Below are 17543 nucleotides of genomic sequence, written 5' to 3'. Positions count from 1 at the left end.
GGTCGCTGCGCCAGTAAGCTCGCGGGCTTTCGGGAGAGAGCCTGCCATGCGACGCGAGCCCATAGTGCTGTTCGATAACGGCGAGCATCAATGCATGATGTTCGATGACCTGGTCAGCGGGGAGGGCGTGCAGTCCAACCAGTTTCTGATCACCGACAACGAGCAGTACCTGCTGCTCGATCCGGGCGGCGATTTGACCTACACGCCGTTGTCGCTGGAGCTGTCCAAGCACATCCCGGTGCAGGACCTGACCTATATCTTCGCCTCGCACCAGGACCCGGACATCATCGCCTCGCTGGACAAATGGCTGCTGCATACGCGTGCACGGGTGATCTGCTCCAAGCTCTGGGCGCGCTTTCTGCCGCACCTGACGGCCAACTACCTGGCACTCAGCCGTGGCATCAACACCTTTGACCGGATCATCGCGCTGCCGGATCGCGGCCAGTCCTTCAGCCTGGGCAAATGCACGCTCAAGGCGGTGCCCGCGCACTTTCTCCACTCGGTGGGCAACTTCCAGTTGTATGACCCGGTGAGCAAGATTCTGTTTTCCGGTGACATGGGCGCCTCGATGGTCGATGACGCGCACCCAGTGACGGACTTCGTCAACCATGTGCCGAACATGCTCGGCTTTCACCGTCGCTATATGGCCAGCAACAAGGTCTGCCGGCTGTGGGCGGCGATGGTGCGTGACATGGATGTGGCGATGATCGTGCCGCAGCACGGCCGGCCCTTTGTCGGCGCGGAAATGATCAATGCCTTCCTCTACTGGATCGAGAACCTTGAGTGCGGCATGGATCTGATGGGGCCTGATGATTACCGCTTGCCGAAATAAGAACTTACATGAAGTCTGCTGCGCGTCGGCCCTGCTGCGTTAAAAACAGGTCTCTCGTTCGCGAGACTTCAAACAGCTTTTCGCACAGTGACTTTTCGCGCCGAATCACCGGGTAAACCGGCGTGTTCGGCGCTTTTTGTCGTCATCAGCGCCATGCTAGGGTGCCGCCTTCGATCCCAGCAGAGGCGGCTCCATGTCCTTCACTCCCTTTCCCGCACGGCGGCTGATGCTGGCGTGCGTCTTCGCCCTAGGCTGCGCTACGGCGCACGCCGAGAACTGGCCTGGCAGTGACTGGGACAGCCAGTTGGCCGCGCCCAGCGCCGCGCTCAGCGAGCTGGAAAACTATGCCTTCCCGGCCCGCGATGACGCCACCCGCAAGGGTGTACGCACCGATGCCCTGTTGGTGATCCGCGATGGCCAGGTGGTTTACGAGCGCTACGCCGCGCCGACCACTGCCGCCACGCCACACCTGACCTGGTCGATGGCCAAAAGCCTGTTGGCCACCACCATGGGTGTGGCCTATGGTCAGGGCCTCTTCCGTCTGGATGCGCCGGTGGCTGATTACTACCCGCCGTTTTCTGCACACCCGCAGATCAAGGTCGGGCATTTGCTCAATTGGGCATCGGGCCTGGATTGGCAGGAAGACTATGAATATGCGCCGCTGAAATCCTCGGTGGTGGCGATGCTCTACACCCGCGGCCGCAGTGATATGGCGGCGTTCACCGCCGCGCACAGCGCTGATGCCGAGCCGGGCGAGCGCTTCCGCTATTCCAGTGGCGATACCAACGTGCTCGCCGCTGCGTTGAAAAACATCGTAGGCGAAGCGGCTTACGCCGATTACCCCTGGACTGCATTGTTCGATCCGCTCGGTATTACCACCGCCGTGTGGGAACGTGATGCCGCCGGCACTTTTGTCGGCTCCTCTTATGTGTATATGAGCGCCCGCGACCTGGCCCGTGTTGGCCTGCTGATGCAGCGTGATGGCCGCTGGGGTGAGCAGCAGTTGTTGCCCAAGGCCTGGGTCGACTTCAATCGCACGCCCTTTGCCAACTATCAGCCGCAGGCCGAACAGCCTGGTGAGGCGGTGCCTGGCGGCCAGTGGTGGTTGAACGCTGCGGTGGCCGGCGCAGGCAAGCCGTGGCCGGATGTACCAGAGGACACCCTGGTGGCGTCTGGGCATTGGGGGCAGGGGCTGTATGTGATCGCCAGCGAGAACCTGCTGATCGTGCGCTACGCCGATGACCGCGATGGCAGCTTTGATCGCAATCACTTCCTCAAGCTGGTTCTCGCCGCGTTGGCCCAGGAGGTGCAGCCATGATTCGCCGTCGTCCATTCAGCAGCCTGTTGCTGCTTATTCTGATGTTGCTCGCCGCCCTGGCCTGGCAGAACCGCGCGCACCTGCAAGCCTTCCCAGGCATCATCGGGGCCTACTCGGCCAAGGAATATTGTTCGTGCCGCTATGTGGCGAACAACCCGGCTGACTACTGCGAGGCTTATGTGGCCCAGTATGTTTCGCTCTCCGGCTTCTTCGATGACCAAGCCAATAAGCGCGTGACCGCGCGCGGTCTGGGCAGCACCCAGAGTGCGCAGTGGCTCGGGCCGCGTCAGGGTTGCCAGCTGTTACCGGAACCGGCGCAACTGCCTAAGTCATAAAGCACCAACGGTTCGCCCGGCAGGGTTTGCAAGGCCCTGCCGGGCGGCTATGGTGGCGTCTCCATTTTTCATGCGTGAGACGCAATGCGCAGAATCAACTGCAACGTGAACTGTCATGCCGCATAACGTCTTTCCCTGGCGGCGCGGTAACACGCTGACGTTGCTGATCGACGGGCCGCAGTTCTTTGTGCAGATGCTGGCGCGCATCGACGCCGCGCAGCAGCAGGTCGAACTGGAACTCTATCTGGTGGAAAGCGGAGCCTGTGGCAAGGCCATGCTCGAGTCGCTGTGCGCGGCTGCCCAGCGTGGCGTTGCCGTGCGCTGCCTGCTGGATGCCTTTGGTGCGCAGGGCCTGCAGGTGGCCGATCGGCAGCAGCTGCAGGCGGCCGGCGTGCAGGTGCAGTGGTACAACCCGCTGCGCTGGAAACACGGCGTGCGCAACTTTCACCGTGATCACCGCAAGCTGCTGCTGGTCGATGGGCAATTTGCCTTTGTCGGCGGCACCGGCGCGACCGATGAATTCTGGCAGCCAGAGCAAGACAGCAGCCGTTGGCATGAAGTGATGGTGGAAATCAGCGGGCCGCTGGTGGCCGACTGGCAGCAGTTATTCGAGCGCCAGTGGCAGGCGAGTCAGGCCTGGATCGCCTGGCGACCGCGTATGCCGCTGCGCCTGAAGAATCTGCCGGCCTTGCCGGCGCAGGGGCAGGGCTTGGGCCGGGTGGCCTTTGCCGATGCCTCGCAGCACCGCGACATCCTTCTCTCGCTGGTCCGCGCCCTGCGTGGCGCCAAGCAGCGTATTTGGCTGGCCACGCCATATTTTCTGCCGACCTGGCGCGTACGCCGTACCCTGCGCCAAGCGGCCAAACGCGGCATCGAAGTGCGGCTGCTGCTGGCCGGGCAGCATACCGATCACCCGCCGGTGCGCTTTGCCGGCCAGCGCTATTACGCCAGCCTGCTTAAGGCGGGAGTGCAGATATTCGAGTACCAGCCGCGCTTTCTGCACCTGAAGATGGTGCTGGTGGATGATTGGGTCAGCGTCGGCTCGTGCAACTTCGATCACTGGAACCTGCGCTTCAACCTGGACGCCAACCTGGAGGCGCTCGACCCGGTCTTTACCGCCAGTGTGGCGGCGAGCTTTCAGGCGGACTTTGCCGATAGTCAGGAAATTACCCTGGCCGATTGGCGCGCGCGGCCCTGGTGGCGGCGCTTGCAGCAGTCCATCTGGGGCGCGTTGGATCAGCTGCTGGTCAACCTGCTCGACCGTCGCCGCTGACCCGCACTTTTTCGGCCCGCACTTTTGTCTGGTGTGAGCCGGGCAAGGCACCGCTATGCTCGGCCCATAACTCGAATAAGGATGCTGTCGATGCGTGGTCTGCCCTGGCTTGCGGTGCTGTTGGTGGTTGCCTTGAGTGGTTGCTCGACCCCTGGGGCGTTTTTTGGCGCAACCGAAGGCGCAGCCTTCCGTGAGCATGTGCTCAGCGATGACAACCACGCGCAGGTTTATCTCTACCGGCCGCAAAGCGACTGGGCCGATCAGGAGCTGGAAGCGCCTGCGCTGTTTCTGAATAACGCGCGCATCGGCAGCCTGCCGAGCAATGCCTATATGGTGCTGGAGTTCGATATCGCCAGTTATCAACTGGAGATGCGTCGGCCGCTGTTTGGCACGCACTGGACCTTCTTCGCCGACGGCCCGCTGGACTTCACCCTGATCAGCAGCTTTACCCTGGATGCCGAAGCCGGCGGTATCTACTACCTGCGCTATGACGAGCTCAACCCGCCGCCAGTCAATCAACAGGCGCCCAGCCAGGGTGATGGCCCGCTGCAACTGGTTTCCCAAGAGGTGGCCGCAACGGAAATCGGCGCCACCCGTGAAATCCAGTCTTTCGAACGGATTGCCGCCAGTGGCGAAACCGAGCGCATGCAGCGCAGCTTCTGGCGCAAGGTCGGCAAGTCGCTGGACAAGATCGGGATTTAGTGTCGCGAGCAGCCCGCATCATTTGCTGCGCATCGCGGCTGAAGCCCCTCCCACGGAAATCTGCGTCTTTGTGGGAGGGGCTTTAGCCGCGAGTTTTTTGCAACGCGTAGCCCGGATGAACTCCGGGGCGTGTTACCCGCTTAGACCAATTCCACAGCCACTGCTGTCGCTTCGCCGCCACCGATGCACAGCGAAGCGATGCCACGCTTGCCGCCGGTGTTTTTCAGCGCGTTGATCAGGGTCAGGATGATCCGCGAGCCGGTAGAACCGACCGGATGGCCCTGGGCGCAGGCGCCGCCGTAGACGTTGACCTTGGCGTGATCCAGGCCGTGTTCACGGATGGCCAGCATGGTGACCATGGCGAAGGCCTCGTTGATCTCGTACAGGTCAACGTCGGCCTTGTCCCAGCCGGTTTTCTTCAGCAGATTGCTGATCGAGCCAATCGGCGCGATGGTGAACTCGCTTGGGTCCTGGCTCTGGGTGGCGTGCGCAACGATTTTCGCCAGCGGCTTGAGGCCACGCTTGGCGGCTTCTTCGGCAGTCATCAGCAGCAGTGCCGAGGCGCCGTCGGAGATCGAGCTGGCATTGGCTGCGGTGATGCTGCCGTCCTTGCGGAAGGCCGGCTTCAGGCCGGGGATTTTCTCCAGATTGGCGTTCAGCGGCTGCTCGTCATCCTTGACCACGACATCACCCTTGCGGCCACTGACGGTGATCGGGACGATTTCCGCATCCAGCGCACCGCTGGCGATAGCGGCCTGAGCGCGTTTCAGCGACTCGATGGCGTAGGCATCCATCTGCTCACGGGTGATGCCATACTGGTCGGCGGTTTCCTGGGCAAAGGAGCCCATCAGGCGGCCGGTGCGCGCATCTTCCAGGCCGTCGAGGAACATATGGTCCTTGATCTCGCCGTGGCCCATGCGCAGGCCCGCGCGGGCTTTGCTCATGATGTAGGGCGCGTTGGACATGCTCTCCATGCCGCCGGCGATCATCACGCTATTGCTGCCGGCCTTGAGCGAATCAAACGCCATCATCACCGCTTTCATGCCCGAACCGCAGAGCTTGTTGATCGTGGTGCAGCCAGTGGCGGCGGGCAGGCCAGCGTTCAGCGACGCCTGGCGGGCCGGGCCCTGTTTGAGGCCGGCAGGCAGCACGCAGCCCATGATCACTTCCTGCACATCGGCAGGTGCAACACCGGCGCGTTCAACTGCCGCGCGAATGGCGGTCGCACCTAGGTCAACCGCAGCAATGCTCGACAGGCTGCCTTGAAAACCACCCATCGGCGTACGTGCGCCGCTGACGATGACGATATCGGACATCAGGAAACTCCTCGTTTTTGTAGTAGATCGCAGGCCAAGCACATCGAATGCGAGCCGCCAATTCTACTGCGTGACTAAAAATGCCCAAAGAGTCACGCGAAAAATCATTCTTTGGGCTGATTTGGGCAGGCTGCGGGGACTCTAGATTGGCCGCACTGAAAAAAGCCAACAATAGGTACCGCCATGCTGCAGACCCGCCTGATTGCTCCCGCCGACAATGCACACCAAGCGCCGCTGTTGATCAAGCGCCTGCTGCTGTCCGGTATCCGCTACGAGAAAACCCGCGAAATCGTCTACCGCGACCAGCTGCGTTACAGCTACGCCACTCTCAACGAGCGCGTGGCGCGCCTGGCCAATGTGCTCAGCGAAGCCGGGGTCAAGGCCGGTGACACTGTGGCCGTGATGGATTGGGACAGCCACCGTTACCTGGAGTGCATGTTCGCCATTCCGATGATCGGCGCGGTGCTGCACACCATCAACATCCGCCTATCGGCTGATCAGATTCTCTACACCATGAACCATGCCGACGATAAGTTCGTGCTGGTCAACAGCGAGTTCGTGCCGCTGTACAAGGGCATCGAAAACCAGCTGACCACGGTGGAGAAGACCATTCTGCTCACCGATGCAGCCGAGAAAACCGCCGATCTGGGCGGCCTGGTCGGTGAATACGAAAACCTGCTGGCCGCCGCCAGCCCGCGTTACGACTTCCCGGATTTCGACGAGAACTCGGTCGCCACCACCTTCTACACCACCGGCACCACCGGCAACCCCAAGGGCGTGTACTTCAGCCACCGCCAGCTGGTGCTGCACACCATGGCCGAAGCCAGCGTGCTGGGCAGCCTGGACAGCATTCGTCTGCTGGGTACCAACGATGTGTATATGCCGATCACCCCAATGTTCCACGTGCATGCCTGGGGTATTCCTTATGTGGCCACCATGCTGGGGATCAAGCAGGTCTATCCCGGCCGCTACGAGCCGGACATGCTTTGCCGTCTGATCAAAGAGGAGAAGGTGACCTTCTCCCACTGCGTGCCGACCATTCTGCAGATGGTACTGGCCGCCCCAGGTGCTCAGGGCCACGACTTTGGCGGCCTGAAGATGATCATCGGCGGCAGCGCGCTTAACCGTTCGCTGTATGAAGCGGCCAAGGCCCGCGGCATCCAGCTAACCGCTGCCTACGGCATGTCGGAAACCTGCCCGCTGATCTCCTGCGCGCACATCAATGATGAGCTGATGGCCGGCAGCGAAGATGAACGCACCACCTACCGCATCAAGGCCGGCGTGCCGGTGCCGCTGGTGGAAGCCGCGATCATGTCCGCCGATGGCACCCTGTTACCGGCCGATGGTGAAAGCCAGGGAGAGTTGGTGCTGCGTGCGCCGTGGCTGACCCAGGGTTACTTCCGCGAGCCGGAGAAGGGCGCAGAGCTGTGGGAGCACGGCTGGCTGCACACCGGTGACGTGGCGACTATCGACGACTTCGGCTTTATCGATATCCGCGACCGTATCAAGGATGTGATCAAGACCGGCGGCGAGTGGATCTCCTCCCTGGAGCTGGAAGACCTGATTAGCCGTCACCCGGCCGTGCGGGAAGTTGCGGTGGTTGGCGTGGTCGATCCGCAGTGGGGCGAGCGGCCGTTTGCCCTGTTGGTATTGCGCGAAGGCCAGAGCCTGGATGCCAAGGGCCTTAAGGAGCACCTCAAGCCTTTTGTCGATCAGGGCAGCATCAATAAGTGGGCGATACCGTCGCAGATAGCCCTTGTTACCGAAGTTCCCAAGACCAGCGTCGGCAAGCTGGATAAGAAACGCATTCGCCTTGATATCGTCCAGTGGCAGGCTGCCGGTAGCCCGTTTCTGTCGACTGTTTAAGGCGTTGTGCTACGGGTGAGGCGAAAACCTCGCCCGTTGGCGCGCTTGCCTTGCAGTATCGCGAAAGCCAGATGATTAAAGGCTTTCAGCTGATTTCGCAGGATTTTCTTTGGATGGTTTGCGTAACGCTCTGGGCTGTTCAATTTGCGCCAAGCCAGGTCGTTTTTGGTGACTGGTCAGTCAAACAAGCGTTTGGCTTGCTAATTGCTCATTCCAAGCCATTCTTGGCTCTGCCGGCCGTGCCAAACACGCCGAAACCTGCGAGCCAGAGTGCCTGGGGGCTGCAAATCACACTTTAGAGGGATCAAGCAGAAGTACCCGCTGGCTATAGTCCGCACCATCCATAACAAAAAACACATGGAGTAGCGTCGATGACAAAAACAAAACAAACCTGGCGCCTGGCAAAACTGCCACTGGCCGTCAGCCTCGCATCCACCCTCGCCGCACCTGCATTCGGCGTTACTTTCAATATCGGTGAAATCGAAGGTCAGTTCGATTCATCCCTGTCGGTTGGTGCAAGCTGGTCGGTGCGTGGTGCAGATCCAGATCTAGTGGGTGGTCATAATGGCGGTAAAGGCCTTTCACAAACCACTGACGATGGACGTTTGAACTTCAAGAAAGGTGAGACCTTTTCGAAGATTTTTAAAGGTATTCACGATCTGGAGTTGAAGTACGGTGATACCGGTGTTTTTTTACGCGGTAAATACTGGTATGACTTCGAGACAAAAGATGAAAGTCGTTTGTTTAAAGATATCAGTGATAGCAATCGGAAAGAGGGGGCTCAAGCTTCTGGTGCCGAAATTCTCGATGCCTTTGTTTATCATAACTATGCTATTGGCGACCAGCCGGGCTCTGTCCGTCTAGGCAAGCAAGTTGTTAGCTGGGGCGAAAGTACCTTTATTCGTAACAGTATCAACGAAATTAACCCTGTTGACGTGGCCGCCTTTCGCCGACCAGGCGCAGAGATTAAAGAGGGTCTGATTCCTGTCAATATGTTCTTTGTGCAACAAAGTCTGACTGAGAACCTCTCCATGGAGGCGTTCTACCAAATTGAGTGGGATCAGACAGTAGTTGATAACTGTGGAACATTCTTTGCTCAGAACGATGCTGTTGCAGATGGCTGTGATAGAAACCTCACTGTTTTGACCCCGGCGGTTGCTCCGTTTGGTCGTGCGTTTGGTTATCAGGCAACATCTGAAGGTGTAATCGTTCCTCGCAGCGGTGACAGCGATGCGCGGGATAGCGGTCAGTGGGGCTTGGCCTTCCGTTACACATTTGAGCCGCTTGACACCGAGTTCGGTGCTTATGCGATGAACTACCATAGTCGCACCCCGTTTTTTAGTGCCAATGCTGCTCGGCTAGGCACTTATGTTACTTCTGCACAGATATTGGGTGGTGCTCCATTTCCTCAATTAGGTGGTGCTGCTGTTCCTGCTCAAGCGCGCCAAGGGGTAGCAATCGCGAATGTTGCTGGTTCTAGTAACTATTTTCTGGAATATCCGGAGGATATTCGTCTTTATGGTATTAGCTTCGCTACCACGCTACCTACAGGAACTTCATGGGCCGGTGAGGTTAGTTATCGTCCCAATGCACCAGTGCAGTTGAACTCAACAGATGTTCTCTATGCTGGCGTACGTGGTATCGCTGCAATGAACCCTGCATTTGCTGCATTTAATAACTACTCACTTCTTGGTGGCAGTGCAGCTTCGATCCCGGGTAGTACATTGCACGGTTATAACCGTAAAGAAATTACACAGTTTCAGACTACCTTCACCCATTTTGTTGATCAGGTTATGGGAGCTAGCCGTTTAACTCTTATCGGCGAGGTAGGTGTTGTTCATGTAGGTGGTTTGGAGGATACGTCAAAGGCTCGTTATGGTCGTGATGCTGTATTCGGTCCAGGGATTCTCCCGAGCAACTTCTGTTCGACGATCAATAACGGAACATTTGCTGGTACTCCAGCAACAGTTAATGCAAATAAATACTGTGAAGATGATGGTTTTGTAACCTCTACTGCCTGGGGTTATCGCGCCCGTGCTATCTGGGACTATCCGGATGTTTTCTCTGGTGTGAACCTGAAACCAAGTGTGTCCTGGTCGCATGACGTTGATGGCTATGGCCCGAACGGTCTGTTCACTGAAGGTGCTAAGGCTGTAAGCCTGGGCCTGGATGCTGAATACCAGAATACTTACACTGCCAGCTTGTCTTACACCGATTTCTTCGGTGGCAAATACAACACTAGTGTTGACCGCGACTTCGTTGCGCTCAGCTTCGGCGTGAACTTCTAAGCGGACGAGATTTTTGAGGACGACTATGACTATGAAAACAACAAAAAGTCTGCTGCAAACTGGCGCCCTGACACTCTCGCTGTTGGCCAGCGGTGTGATGGCGGCGGTATCGCCGGATGAAGCTGCCAAACTGGGTACCACGCTGACGCCAGTCGGTGCGGAAATGGCGGGTAATGCGGATGGTTCGATCCCGGCCTGGACTGGCGGTCTGCCAGCCAGCGCCGGTTCTGCCGATGCCGCTGGTTTCCTCTCGGACCCGTTCCCGAGTGAGCAACCGCTGTTCACCATCACCGCGCAAAACGTTGATCAGTACAAAGACAAGCTGACCCCTGGCCAGCTGGCGATGTTCAAGCGTTATCCGGAAAGCTACAAAATGCCGGTGTTCGCTACCCATCGTACGGCCACTATGCCGGACTTTATCCTGGCCGCTGCTAAGAACAACGCAGTCAACACCAAGATGGTCGAGGGCGGTAACGGTCTGGAGAACTTCGAGCAGGCTAACCCCTTCCCGATTCCGAAGGACGGTCTGGAAGCTATCTGGAACCACATCACCCGCTACCGTGGTGGCAGCGTGAAGCGTCTGGTTACCCAGGCGACTCCGCAGCCGAACGGCTCCTACAGCCTGGTGTACTTCCAGGATGAGTTCACCTTCCGTGGTGCTCTGAAGGATGCCGATACCAGCAAGCCAAGCAACGTGCTGTTCTACTTCAAGCAACGGGTAACGGCTCCGTCGCGTCTGGCTGGTAACGTACTGCTGGTACACGAAACCCTCAACCAGGTGAAAGAGCCGCGTCTGGCGTGGCTGTACAACGCTGGTCAGCGTCGTGTGCGTCGTGCGCCGCAGGTTTCGTATGACGGTCCAGGTACCGCTGCTGACGGTCTGCGTACTTCCGACAACTTCGACATGTACAACGGTGCACCTGACCGTTACGAGTGGAAGCTCAACGGTAAGAAGGAAATCTACATTCCTTACAACAGCTACCGTCTGGACTCGCCGAAGCTGAAGTATGACCAGATCATCAAGGCTGGCCATATCAACCAGGACCTGACCCGTTACGAGCTGCACCGCGTATGGCATGTGACTGCAACCTTGAAGTCGGGTGAGCGTCATATCTATGCCAAGCGCGACTTCTACCTCGACGAAGATACCTGGCAAGCTGCTGCCATCGACCACTATGACGGTCGCGGTACCCTGTGGCGTGTGGCTGAAGCCCATGCTCAGTACTACTACGACAAGCAAGTGCCGTGGTACAGCATCGAGACCCTGTATGACCTGCTGTCTGGTCGTTACCTGGCTCTGGGTATGAAGAACGAAGAGAAGAGTGCGTACGAGTTCGACTACCCTGCGAAGGAAAGCGATTACACCCCAGCGGCCCTGCGCCAGGCTGGCGTGCGCTAAACCTGACTCACGCTGCATAAGGAACCGGCCCATTGGGCCGGTTTTTTTATGGCTTACCATCCTTGGCTGCAACCCGTTGGGTTCTCGCTAGGCGCTGTTAATAGTGGCTTCCGGCTGTTTTTTAGGTCTGGGCAACGCCAGTGATCATGCAGCAAATGGATAATCAATCATTGCTGTTTGCTACTGGATGGTCGCAAGGGCTTCAAATGCAGGCATCAAGCGGCTAGTCTGCGGGGCATTGGTAGTGCCTCTGCCTGACTACTACAAGAACTGGCTGATGACTGATCTATCCCGTATTTCTGGCTTAGTGGCTGCGCCTAGTGGGCTCGGCGGGCATTTCTATCGCCCACCCTTGCCGGCCAGTTATGTGCCACGCCCTGGGTTGTGTGAGCGTTTGCTTGGCGGTCTGGTGGGTCGTTTGCTGCTGGTTACTGCGCCGGCTGGTTTCGGTAAAAGCTCATTGGCCACTGAGTTTTGCGAGCATCTGCCAGAACAGTGGCAAAGCCTGTGGCTGGGTTTGAGTTCGCGGGACAGTGATCCTGGGCGCTTTCTGGAGCGTTTGCTGAGCGGCCTTCAGCAGTTTTTCCCTGGGGTTGGGCAAGAAGCACTCGGACTGCTGCGGCTGCGGCAACGGCATCAGCCGTTTGCTTTCGAAGAATGGCTCGACGGCCTGCTTGATGAGCTGGCGCTCTGTCTTGACCCGCAGAAGCCTCTGTTGCTGGTGCTGGATGACTATCACCTGGCTCAAGGTGCTGTGCTCGACCGTTGTTTGCAGTTTTTCCTAAGCCATCTGCCAGCTGGTCTGGTGATGCTGGTGACCAGCCGTCAGCGCCCGGACTGGCATTTGGCGCGGCTGCGTTTGTCGCGTCAGTTACTGGAGCTGCATGAGCAGGACTTGCGCCTGACGGACACTGAAAGCACTGAGTTGCTGAGGTTGCAGGGGGCTGAGCTGTCAGCTCACGCGCTGACCGCCTTGTTGTTGCGCAGTGAGGGTTGGGTCGCAGGGTTACGCCTTTGGTCCCTGGCTGTCAGTGAGGCCCAGGAGTCGACTGCGCTACCGGCGCATGTGCAGGGTGGCGATGGGTTGATTCACGACTACCTGCTGGAGGAGGTAATTGAGCGCCAGCCGGCGGACGTGCAGGCTTTTCTCTATGAAACAGCCAGCCAAGAACGCTTCTGCGCAGAACTGTGCGATGCCCTGCGCGATGCCAATGACAGCGCTGCGATACTTCGCCACCTGCAGGCCCATCAGGTGTTTCTGGTGCCGCTGGATGAGCAGGGCAAATGGTTTCGCTATCACCACCTGTTTTCCGACCTGCTGCGCAGTCGTCCGCAGCCCACTTCTGGCCTGCATCTGCGCGCATGCCGCTGGTTCAGTGCCGAAGGTTTGTTGGATGAGGCCATTGAGCAGGCGTTGCGTGCCGGTCAGCCGGACGTGGCCGCGAACCTGGTACAGAACCTCTCCGAAGAGCAACTGCTGGCCGAGCAGAATGTCGCCACTTTACTGCGCTGGAAAATGGACTTGCCGGACAGCCTGCTGACCAGCACGCCGCGCCTGATTCTGCTGTATGGCTGGGCCCTGGCGTTGGCTTGCCAACTGGATGCTGCCGAAGAACTGCTGGCTGAGCTGGGGCGCTTTCTGCCTGCCCGTGAGCGCAACGAGCAAGAAGGCCTGCTGGCACAGTGGTTGGCCCTGAGCGGGGTGATTGCGCGGGGGCGCGGTGACAGTGCAAAGGCCCAGGCCTATTGCAGCGAAGCGTTGAGTTGCTTGCCGTTGGGCCGTTATGGGCAGCGCCTGATGTGCCTGTCTAGCCTGGCCAACCTGGCGATTGTGCACGGTGATCTGTGGCGTGCCCGTGGGCTGAACCGCGAAGCATTGGAGCTGGCGCAGCGCGTAGGTAACCCGTTGTTCGAGGCGCTGGCCCATTACGACCGCGCACGGGTGTTGCAAGCCCGCGGCGAAGTGCTGCGGGCGCTCGATGAAGTGCGTCATGGTCAGCAGCGCCTGGCCCGTCTGCCGGCTCAGCGGCAGTATGCAGCGCGCGGTCGACTGACCCTCTATGAAGGTTATCTGCTGAGCCTGCGCCTGCAGCCGCAACAGGCCCGCCAGCGCCTGTTGGCCGGGATTGCCGAGGCGCGTGCTTGCCGCGATATCAGTGTGCTGATCGGTTACTGCGTGCTGGCTAGCCTGGAAGGACGCAGTGGCAACCTGCCCGAGGCCTTTGCTCAGCTGGCCGAAGCCGAACGGCTGATGCATATCTGGGATATCCCGCCGATCTACTACCTGGCGATGATCACCCTGACCAAGTGTGAGCTGTGGCTGCGTCAGGGGCAGACTGAGCTGGCGGGCGTCTGGCTGAGCCGGCTGCTGGATGCCTATGGTGGCGAGCAGGCGGCTGCCGCGCCGGAGTTCCATCCGCAACTGCCGTTGCATATCCAATTGCACCTGGCCACTTACGAGCGTTTGCAGGGTGAGGATGAGCAAGCTGAGCGGCGTTTGCGCGGGCTGAGTCAGCTGGCGCAGAACGCCGGCGGGCAGTTGCTCGGGGCGATTGCCCAGATGCAGCTGACCGCATTGCTGTATGACAACGGGCGTGAGCGTGAAGCACAGCAGCAGTTGCGCAGTGCGCTGCAGGCAGCGGCCGGCGGTGGTTTATTACCCTTCCATGGCCTGCTGACACGGCAGCCTGAGTGGTTGCGTGAGCAATTGCTGGCGTATGAAGCCAGCCCGTTGATTGAAGCCTTGTTGCAGCACTTGCCGCAGTCAGCGAACGTCGTCAGCCAAGACGATTACGCGGGAGTGGTCGATGCGTTGAGTTCGCGTGAATTGTCCGTGCTGCAATTAATCGCCCAAGGCTGCTCCAACCAGGAAATCAGTGACAGCCTGTTTATCTCCCTGCACACGGTGAAAACCCACGCCCGGCACATCAATAGCAAGCTTGGGGTGGAACGGCGCACCCAGGCCGTGGCGCGGGCCAAGAGCCTGGGTCTATTGCGCTGACTCAACGGGTACAGCCAGATCGAGGCTACGCGTAGGTGCCTTGCGCGGTTGTGCTGCGGCGGCCGCGAGCTTCTCCTGAACATCCTGCTGAATGCTCAGCAGCACTGGCTGCAGTTCGCGCATGTTCGCCTGCACTTCTGCGTAGGCATGCTGCTGCGCCAGTTGCTCGACGCGTTGCAGCAGGGTTTCACGCACCTCCCCACTCAAATGAATAAACAGCTCTGGCAGCTGTTTGCTCAGCTCGGCGCTGTAGAGCACCAGTTCTTCACGGCCAAATTGTTTGGTCAGGCCCAGGTAATCCAGTGCGCTGGAGGTGAGCATGGCCGCCGCGGCCTTGGTTTCATGCAGGCCTTGCAGGCGTACCGGGTTGCTTTGCTCGCTTTCCGAGAGGGTCATCCAGAATTCGGTGGTCAGGGTGAACAGCACCGCCTGCTGGCGCAGTGAATAACTCATCAGCCCCAGCGCCTCGGCGGCATAGGGCTGTTGCACGGCGCGAAAATCAAAATACAGACGCATCAGCTCCTTAAGGCGAAACAGCGCTTCGCGGGCTTCGTTCTGCCGTAGTTCAAGGGGGGCGTAAATGTTGAGCTGAGGACGGAAATTCTCTTCACTGACCATGCGCTGGTAGATCGGCCCGGTGAACTCGCCGCTACGCCGGGGCAGGGCGTTGAGCTGGGTGCTGTCGACCTTGTTCAGCGCCTCCAGCAGTTGTTGGTAGTCGGCACTGTTCCAGGGCTTGTGGATATCGGGAATCTTCTGCCCGAGATAGAACAGTTCAGCAGCCTGCACAGGCGACAGCAGAACCAGCAAAAGGATGGCCAGCGGTAGGTAAGGGCGGCGTGTTAGCGTGGTCAGCACAACAATAATCCTGCGGCGATGGCGTGGCTCAGCGTAACCAGCTTGGCGGCTCGCGTCACCCGCGCCTTGGTTGGGAAACGTGCAATGCAGCAGGCCTCGGCAGAACTGGGTGCCGTTCGCGCGGTATTTGAAGACCTCGGCGGTTACGGCGCGGTGGCCCAGCAGCAGGAACAGGACGGCGACGGGCCGCTGATCGGCCATCTGCAGCGCACCAATATTCAGCTGGCGGCAATTCCGGTATTTGCCCGCAAGGGCCTGGCCGACACCACAGTGAATGACCTGCTGGCGGCGGCCAATGTGTCGCGGCGCACCTTCTACAAATACTTCGAGAACAAGATGCAGGTGCTCGAAGGCATCTACCAGACGGCGGTGTCCCTGCTGCTGTCGCGCTTTAGTGAAATGCAGAGCATCGCCGGCAGCCCACAGGCCTGGTTGCAGGGCATGGTCGGGCGCTACTTCGACTATCACCTGGCAGTTGGGCCGATTATCCGCCTGATGCAGGAAGAAGCCCTGCGCGCCGATTCACCTTTGGCCGCCCACCGGCAGCGGGCGCATACCGAGATGGCGCGGTTGCTGGCCGAACGTCTGCATGGCGCGACCCAGGCCGCCGAGCCGCTGACCTATCGTGCGCTGATCTGGGCCATGGAGGCGGCCTCCTTGGAACTGCTCGGCCGCGCCGCCAGCCGTGCGGAAATCGAACAGGCCAAGCGCGTGCTCAGCGAGCTGCTGATTGCCTCGCTGTGTCCTGCGCCCAGCTCAACCTAGGTTAGGCGTCAGGTTCAAGTGGACATGCTCTGATAGGCCGAATGCGTCTTTCCCATAACAACAATCTAGAGGTGCCTGCATGTCTGCTTCCAGTCTTCCGCTGATGCCGCCACTGGCGGCTGGTTTTGCCCGCCTGGGCTTCGGCGCTTTGCCGCTGGAAAGCCTCAAGGCGCGCTATGGCAACGCCGCCAATGGCTCGCGTTATATCGAACTCGACGGCTTCAATCTGCACTACCGCGATGAGGGCAGTCGCGACAAACCGGTGTTGGTATTGATCCACGGTGTAGTGGCTTCGCTGCACACCTGGGATGACTGGTTGCCAGCTTTTGCCGCCGATTACCGGGTGATCCGCTTCGATGTGCCGGGCTTCGGCCTCACCGGCCCGGCCCGTGATGGCGTGTATTCCGCCGAGCGGATGATCAAGGTATTCGGTCTGCTGCTCGACTACCTGGGCGTGAGCAAGGCGTCGATTGTCGGCAACTCACTGGGCGGTTATATCGCCTGGAATTTTGCCCTGGCGCAGCCACAACGGGTGGAGAAGCTGGTGCTGATCGACCCGGCCGGTTATCACATGCACAAGGTGCCGTGGATGATTGCCGCTGCCGCTTTGCCCGGTGCCACCGTGGCCATGCCACTGTGGATGCCGCGCGCATTGATTGCTCAGGGCATCAAGGAAGTCTACGGCGAGCCGGCGCGGATCAAACCGGGAGTGGTGGACCGCTACAACGACCTGACGCGGCGGCCGGGCAATCGCCGGGCAATGATGGATATCTTCCGCGTGCTGCTCAAGGTCAATAAGGAAGAGTTGCATGGCACTTCGGCACGTGTCGCACAGATTCAGGCGCCAACCTTGCTGCTGTGGGGCGAGCGTGATCGCTGGATTTCGCCCAAGCACGTGCCGCTGTGGCAGCGTGACCTGCCGGGGATTCAGGTAAAAACCTACCCAGGTGTTGGACATATTCCGATGGAAGAAATCCCACAGCAAAGCGCGGCCGATACCCTGCGTTTTCTTCAGGGGTGATTTTTGGATATGCGGGCTGCGGTTGCGCCGTGGCCCGCAGCTTCAGGAGGAGCGGGGCGTAGCCCGGATGCAATCCGGGAGCGGGTTGGTTGACGGGAAATTTCCCCGGATTACATCCGGGCTACAGAAATGCTGACGCACACTAAAAAGGGAGCCATACGGCTCCCTTGTCGTTTTGCCTGAGTGTCCGCCTCAGGCCGCCTGGCTCTGCGTCGGCGCATCAAATTCGCTGCGGGTCTGGTAGAGCAGCTCCAGGTTGTTGTGCTCCCAGGGGTGGAAGTTGGGCTTGAAGAAGTCGCGGTAGGTGCTGATCAGCGGGCGGAACACGCCTTCCTTGCCCCACATCCACTGAATCCCGTCGCGCCATACGCGCCAGTTCCACAGCAGGCCGTCCTGTTTGAGCATATGCGCCAGGCCACGAGTGGTGTCGAGCACGAAGAAGAAGGTGCCCATGATCATCGCCCGGCGCAGCAGTTTGCGGCTGCCGCAGACCTGGTTGTACACGTCGAAGGCCACCGCCTTGTGCTCGGTTTCCTCCAGCGCGTGCCAGCGCCACAGGCGCACCATGG

Annotated in this window: 15 protein-coding genes; 12 read left to right on the top strand and 3 right to left on the bottom strand. The window is 59.6% G+C overall.

What is annotated here, in order from left to right:
- Positions 1-46: 46 nt before the first annotated feature.
- From Q8O69_RS20345 to Q8O69_RS20325, 5 genes are all read left to right on the top strand, one after another.
- Entirely contained in the window at positions 47-832 is a 786-nt protein-coding gene (locus tag Q8O69_RS20345; RefSeq protein WP_305594066.1) for an MBL fold metallo-hydrolase, read from the top strand.
- A gap of 226 nt (positions 833-1058) precedes the next feature.
- Positions 1059-2150, top strand: a complete 1092-nt coding sequence (locus Q8O69_RS20340) for a serine hydrolase (protein WP_305594101.1) — start codon at positions 1059-1061, stop codon at positions 2148-2150.
- Positions 2147-2485 (top strand): amidase, encoded by a 339-nt coding sequence (locus Q8O69_RS20335; RefSeq protein ID WP_305594065.1) that lies wholly within the window; start codon positions 2147-2149, stop codon positions 2483-2485. The genes Q8O69_RS20340 and Q8O69_RS20335 overlap by 4 nt, the downstream gene beginning before the upstream one ends.
- A gap of 115 nt (positions 2486-2600) precedes the next feature.
- Positions 2601-3758: a phosphatidylserine/phosphatidylglycerophosphate/cardiolipin synthase family protein gene (locus Q8O69_RS20330; RefSeq protein WP_305594063.1), complete on the top strand. Its 1158-nt coding sequence runs from the start codon at positions 2601-2603 to the stop codon at positions 3756-3758.
- Between the two features lie 90 nt (positions 3759-3848).
- Positions 3849-4460 carry a DUF2846 domain-containing protein gene (locus Q8O69_RS20325; protein ID WP_305594062.1) on the top strand — a complete coding sequence of 204 codons (612 nt, stop codon included), beginning with the start codon at positions 3849-3851 and terminating at the stop codon, positions 4458-4460.
- Positions 4461-4600: 140 nt separating this feature from the next.
- Here Q8O69_RS20325 and Q8O69_RS20320 read toward each other — a convergent pair whose 3' ends face one another.
- Entirely contained in the window at positions 4601-5776 is a 1176-nt protein-coding gene (locus Q8O69_RS20320) for an acetyl-CoA C-acyltransferase (protein WP_305594061.1), read from the bottom strand.
- A gap of 183 nt (positions 5777-5959) precedes the next feature.
- On the opposite strand from Q8O69_RS20320, the gene Q8O69_RS20315 reads away from it, so the two are divergent.
- The 5 genes from Q8O69_RS20315 (at position 5960) to Q8O69_RS20295 (ending at position 14330) form a co-directional block, all read left to right on the top strand.
- Positions 5960-7642 (top strand): fatty acid--CoA ligase, encoded by a 1683-nt coding sequence (locus tag Q8O69_RS20315; protein ID WP_305594060.1) that lies wholly within the window; start codon positions 5960-5962, stop codon positions 7640-7642.
- A gap of 50 nt (positions 7643-7692) precedes the next feature.
- Positions 7693-7941 (top strand): hypothetical protein, encoded by a 249-nt coding sequence (locus Q8O69_RS20310; RefSeq protein ID WP_305594059.1) that lies wholly within the window; start codon positions 7693-7695, stop codon positions 7939-7941.
- 72 nt (positions 7942-8013) lie between these two features.
- The gene (locus Q8O69_RS20305) at positions 8014-9930 is read left to right on the top strand and encodes a DUF1302 domain-containing protein (protein ID WP_305594057.1); all 1917 of its coding nucleotides are present in this window, start codon (positions 8014-8016) and stop codon (positions 9928-9930) included.
- Between the two features lie 31 nt (positions 9931-9961).
- Positions 9962-11329: a DUF1329 domain-containing protein gene (locus Q8O69_RS20300; RefSeq protein ID WP_305594055.1), complete on the top strand. Its 1368-nt coding sequence runs from the start codon at positions 9962-9964 to the stop codon at positions 11327-11329.
- A gap of 277 nt (positions 11330-11606) precedes the next feature.
- Positions 11607-14330, top strand: a complete 2724-nt coding sequence (locus Q8O69_RS20295) for a LuxR C-terminal-related transcriptional regulator (protein ID WP_305594053.1) — start codon at positions 11607-11609, stop codon at positions 14328-14330.
- Here the strand turns inward: Q8O69_RS20295 and Q8O69_RS20290 are convergent.
- Complete coding sequence (locus tag Q8O69_RS20290) at positions 14319-15185, bottom strand: hypothetical protein (protein ID WP_305594099.1); 867 nt, start codon at positions 15183-15185, stop codon at positions 14319-14321. The two genes, Q8O69_RS20295 and Q8O69_RS20290, sit on opposite strands and share 12 nt — an antisense overlap.
- Positions 15186-15272: 87 nt before the next feature.
- Between Q8O69_RS20290 and Q8O69_RS20285 the strand changes: the two genes are divergently transcribed.
- Both Q8O69_RS20285 and Q8O69_RS20280 read left to right on the top strand, forming a co-directional pair.
- The gene (locus tag Q8O69_RS20285) at positions 15273-15953 is read left to right on the top strand and encodes a TetR/AcrR family transcriptional regulator (RefSeq protein WP_305594051.1); all 681 of its coding nucleotides are present in this window, start codon (positions 15273-15275) and stop codon (positions 15951-15953) included.
- 79 nt (positions 15954-16032) lie between these two features.
- Positions 16033-16974, top strand: coding sequence for an alpha/beta fold hydrolase (locus Q8O69_RS20280; protein WP_305594049.1), 942 nt, complete (start codon positions 16033-16035; stop codon positions 16972-16974).
- A gap of 192 nt (positions 16975-17166) precedes the next feature.
- On the opposite strand, the gene Q8O69_RS20275 is transcribed toward Q8O69_RS20280, so the two are convergent.
- Positions 17167-17543 (bottom strand): metal-dependent hydrolase (locus Q8O69_RS20275; protein ID WP_305594047.1); only part of this gene is annotated, 377 nt, incomplete at its 5' end.

The organism is Pseudomonas sp. (assembly GCF_030690725.1).
Classification (GTDB): domain Bacteria; phylum Pseudomonadota; class Gammaproteobacteria; order Pseudomonadales; family Pseudomonadaceae; genus Aquipseudomonas.
Note: the sequence above shows the minus strand (reverse complement) of the source record. Positions and strands in the feature narration are given on the sequence as shown.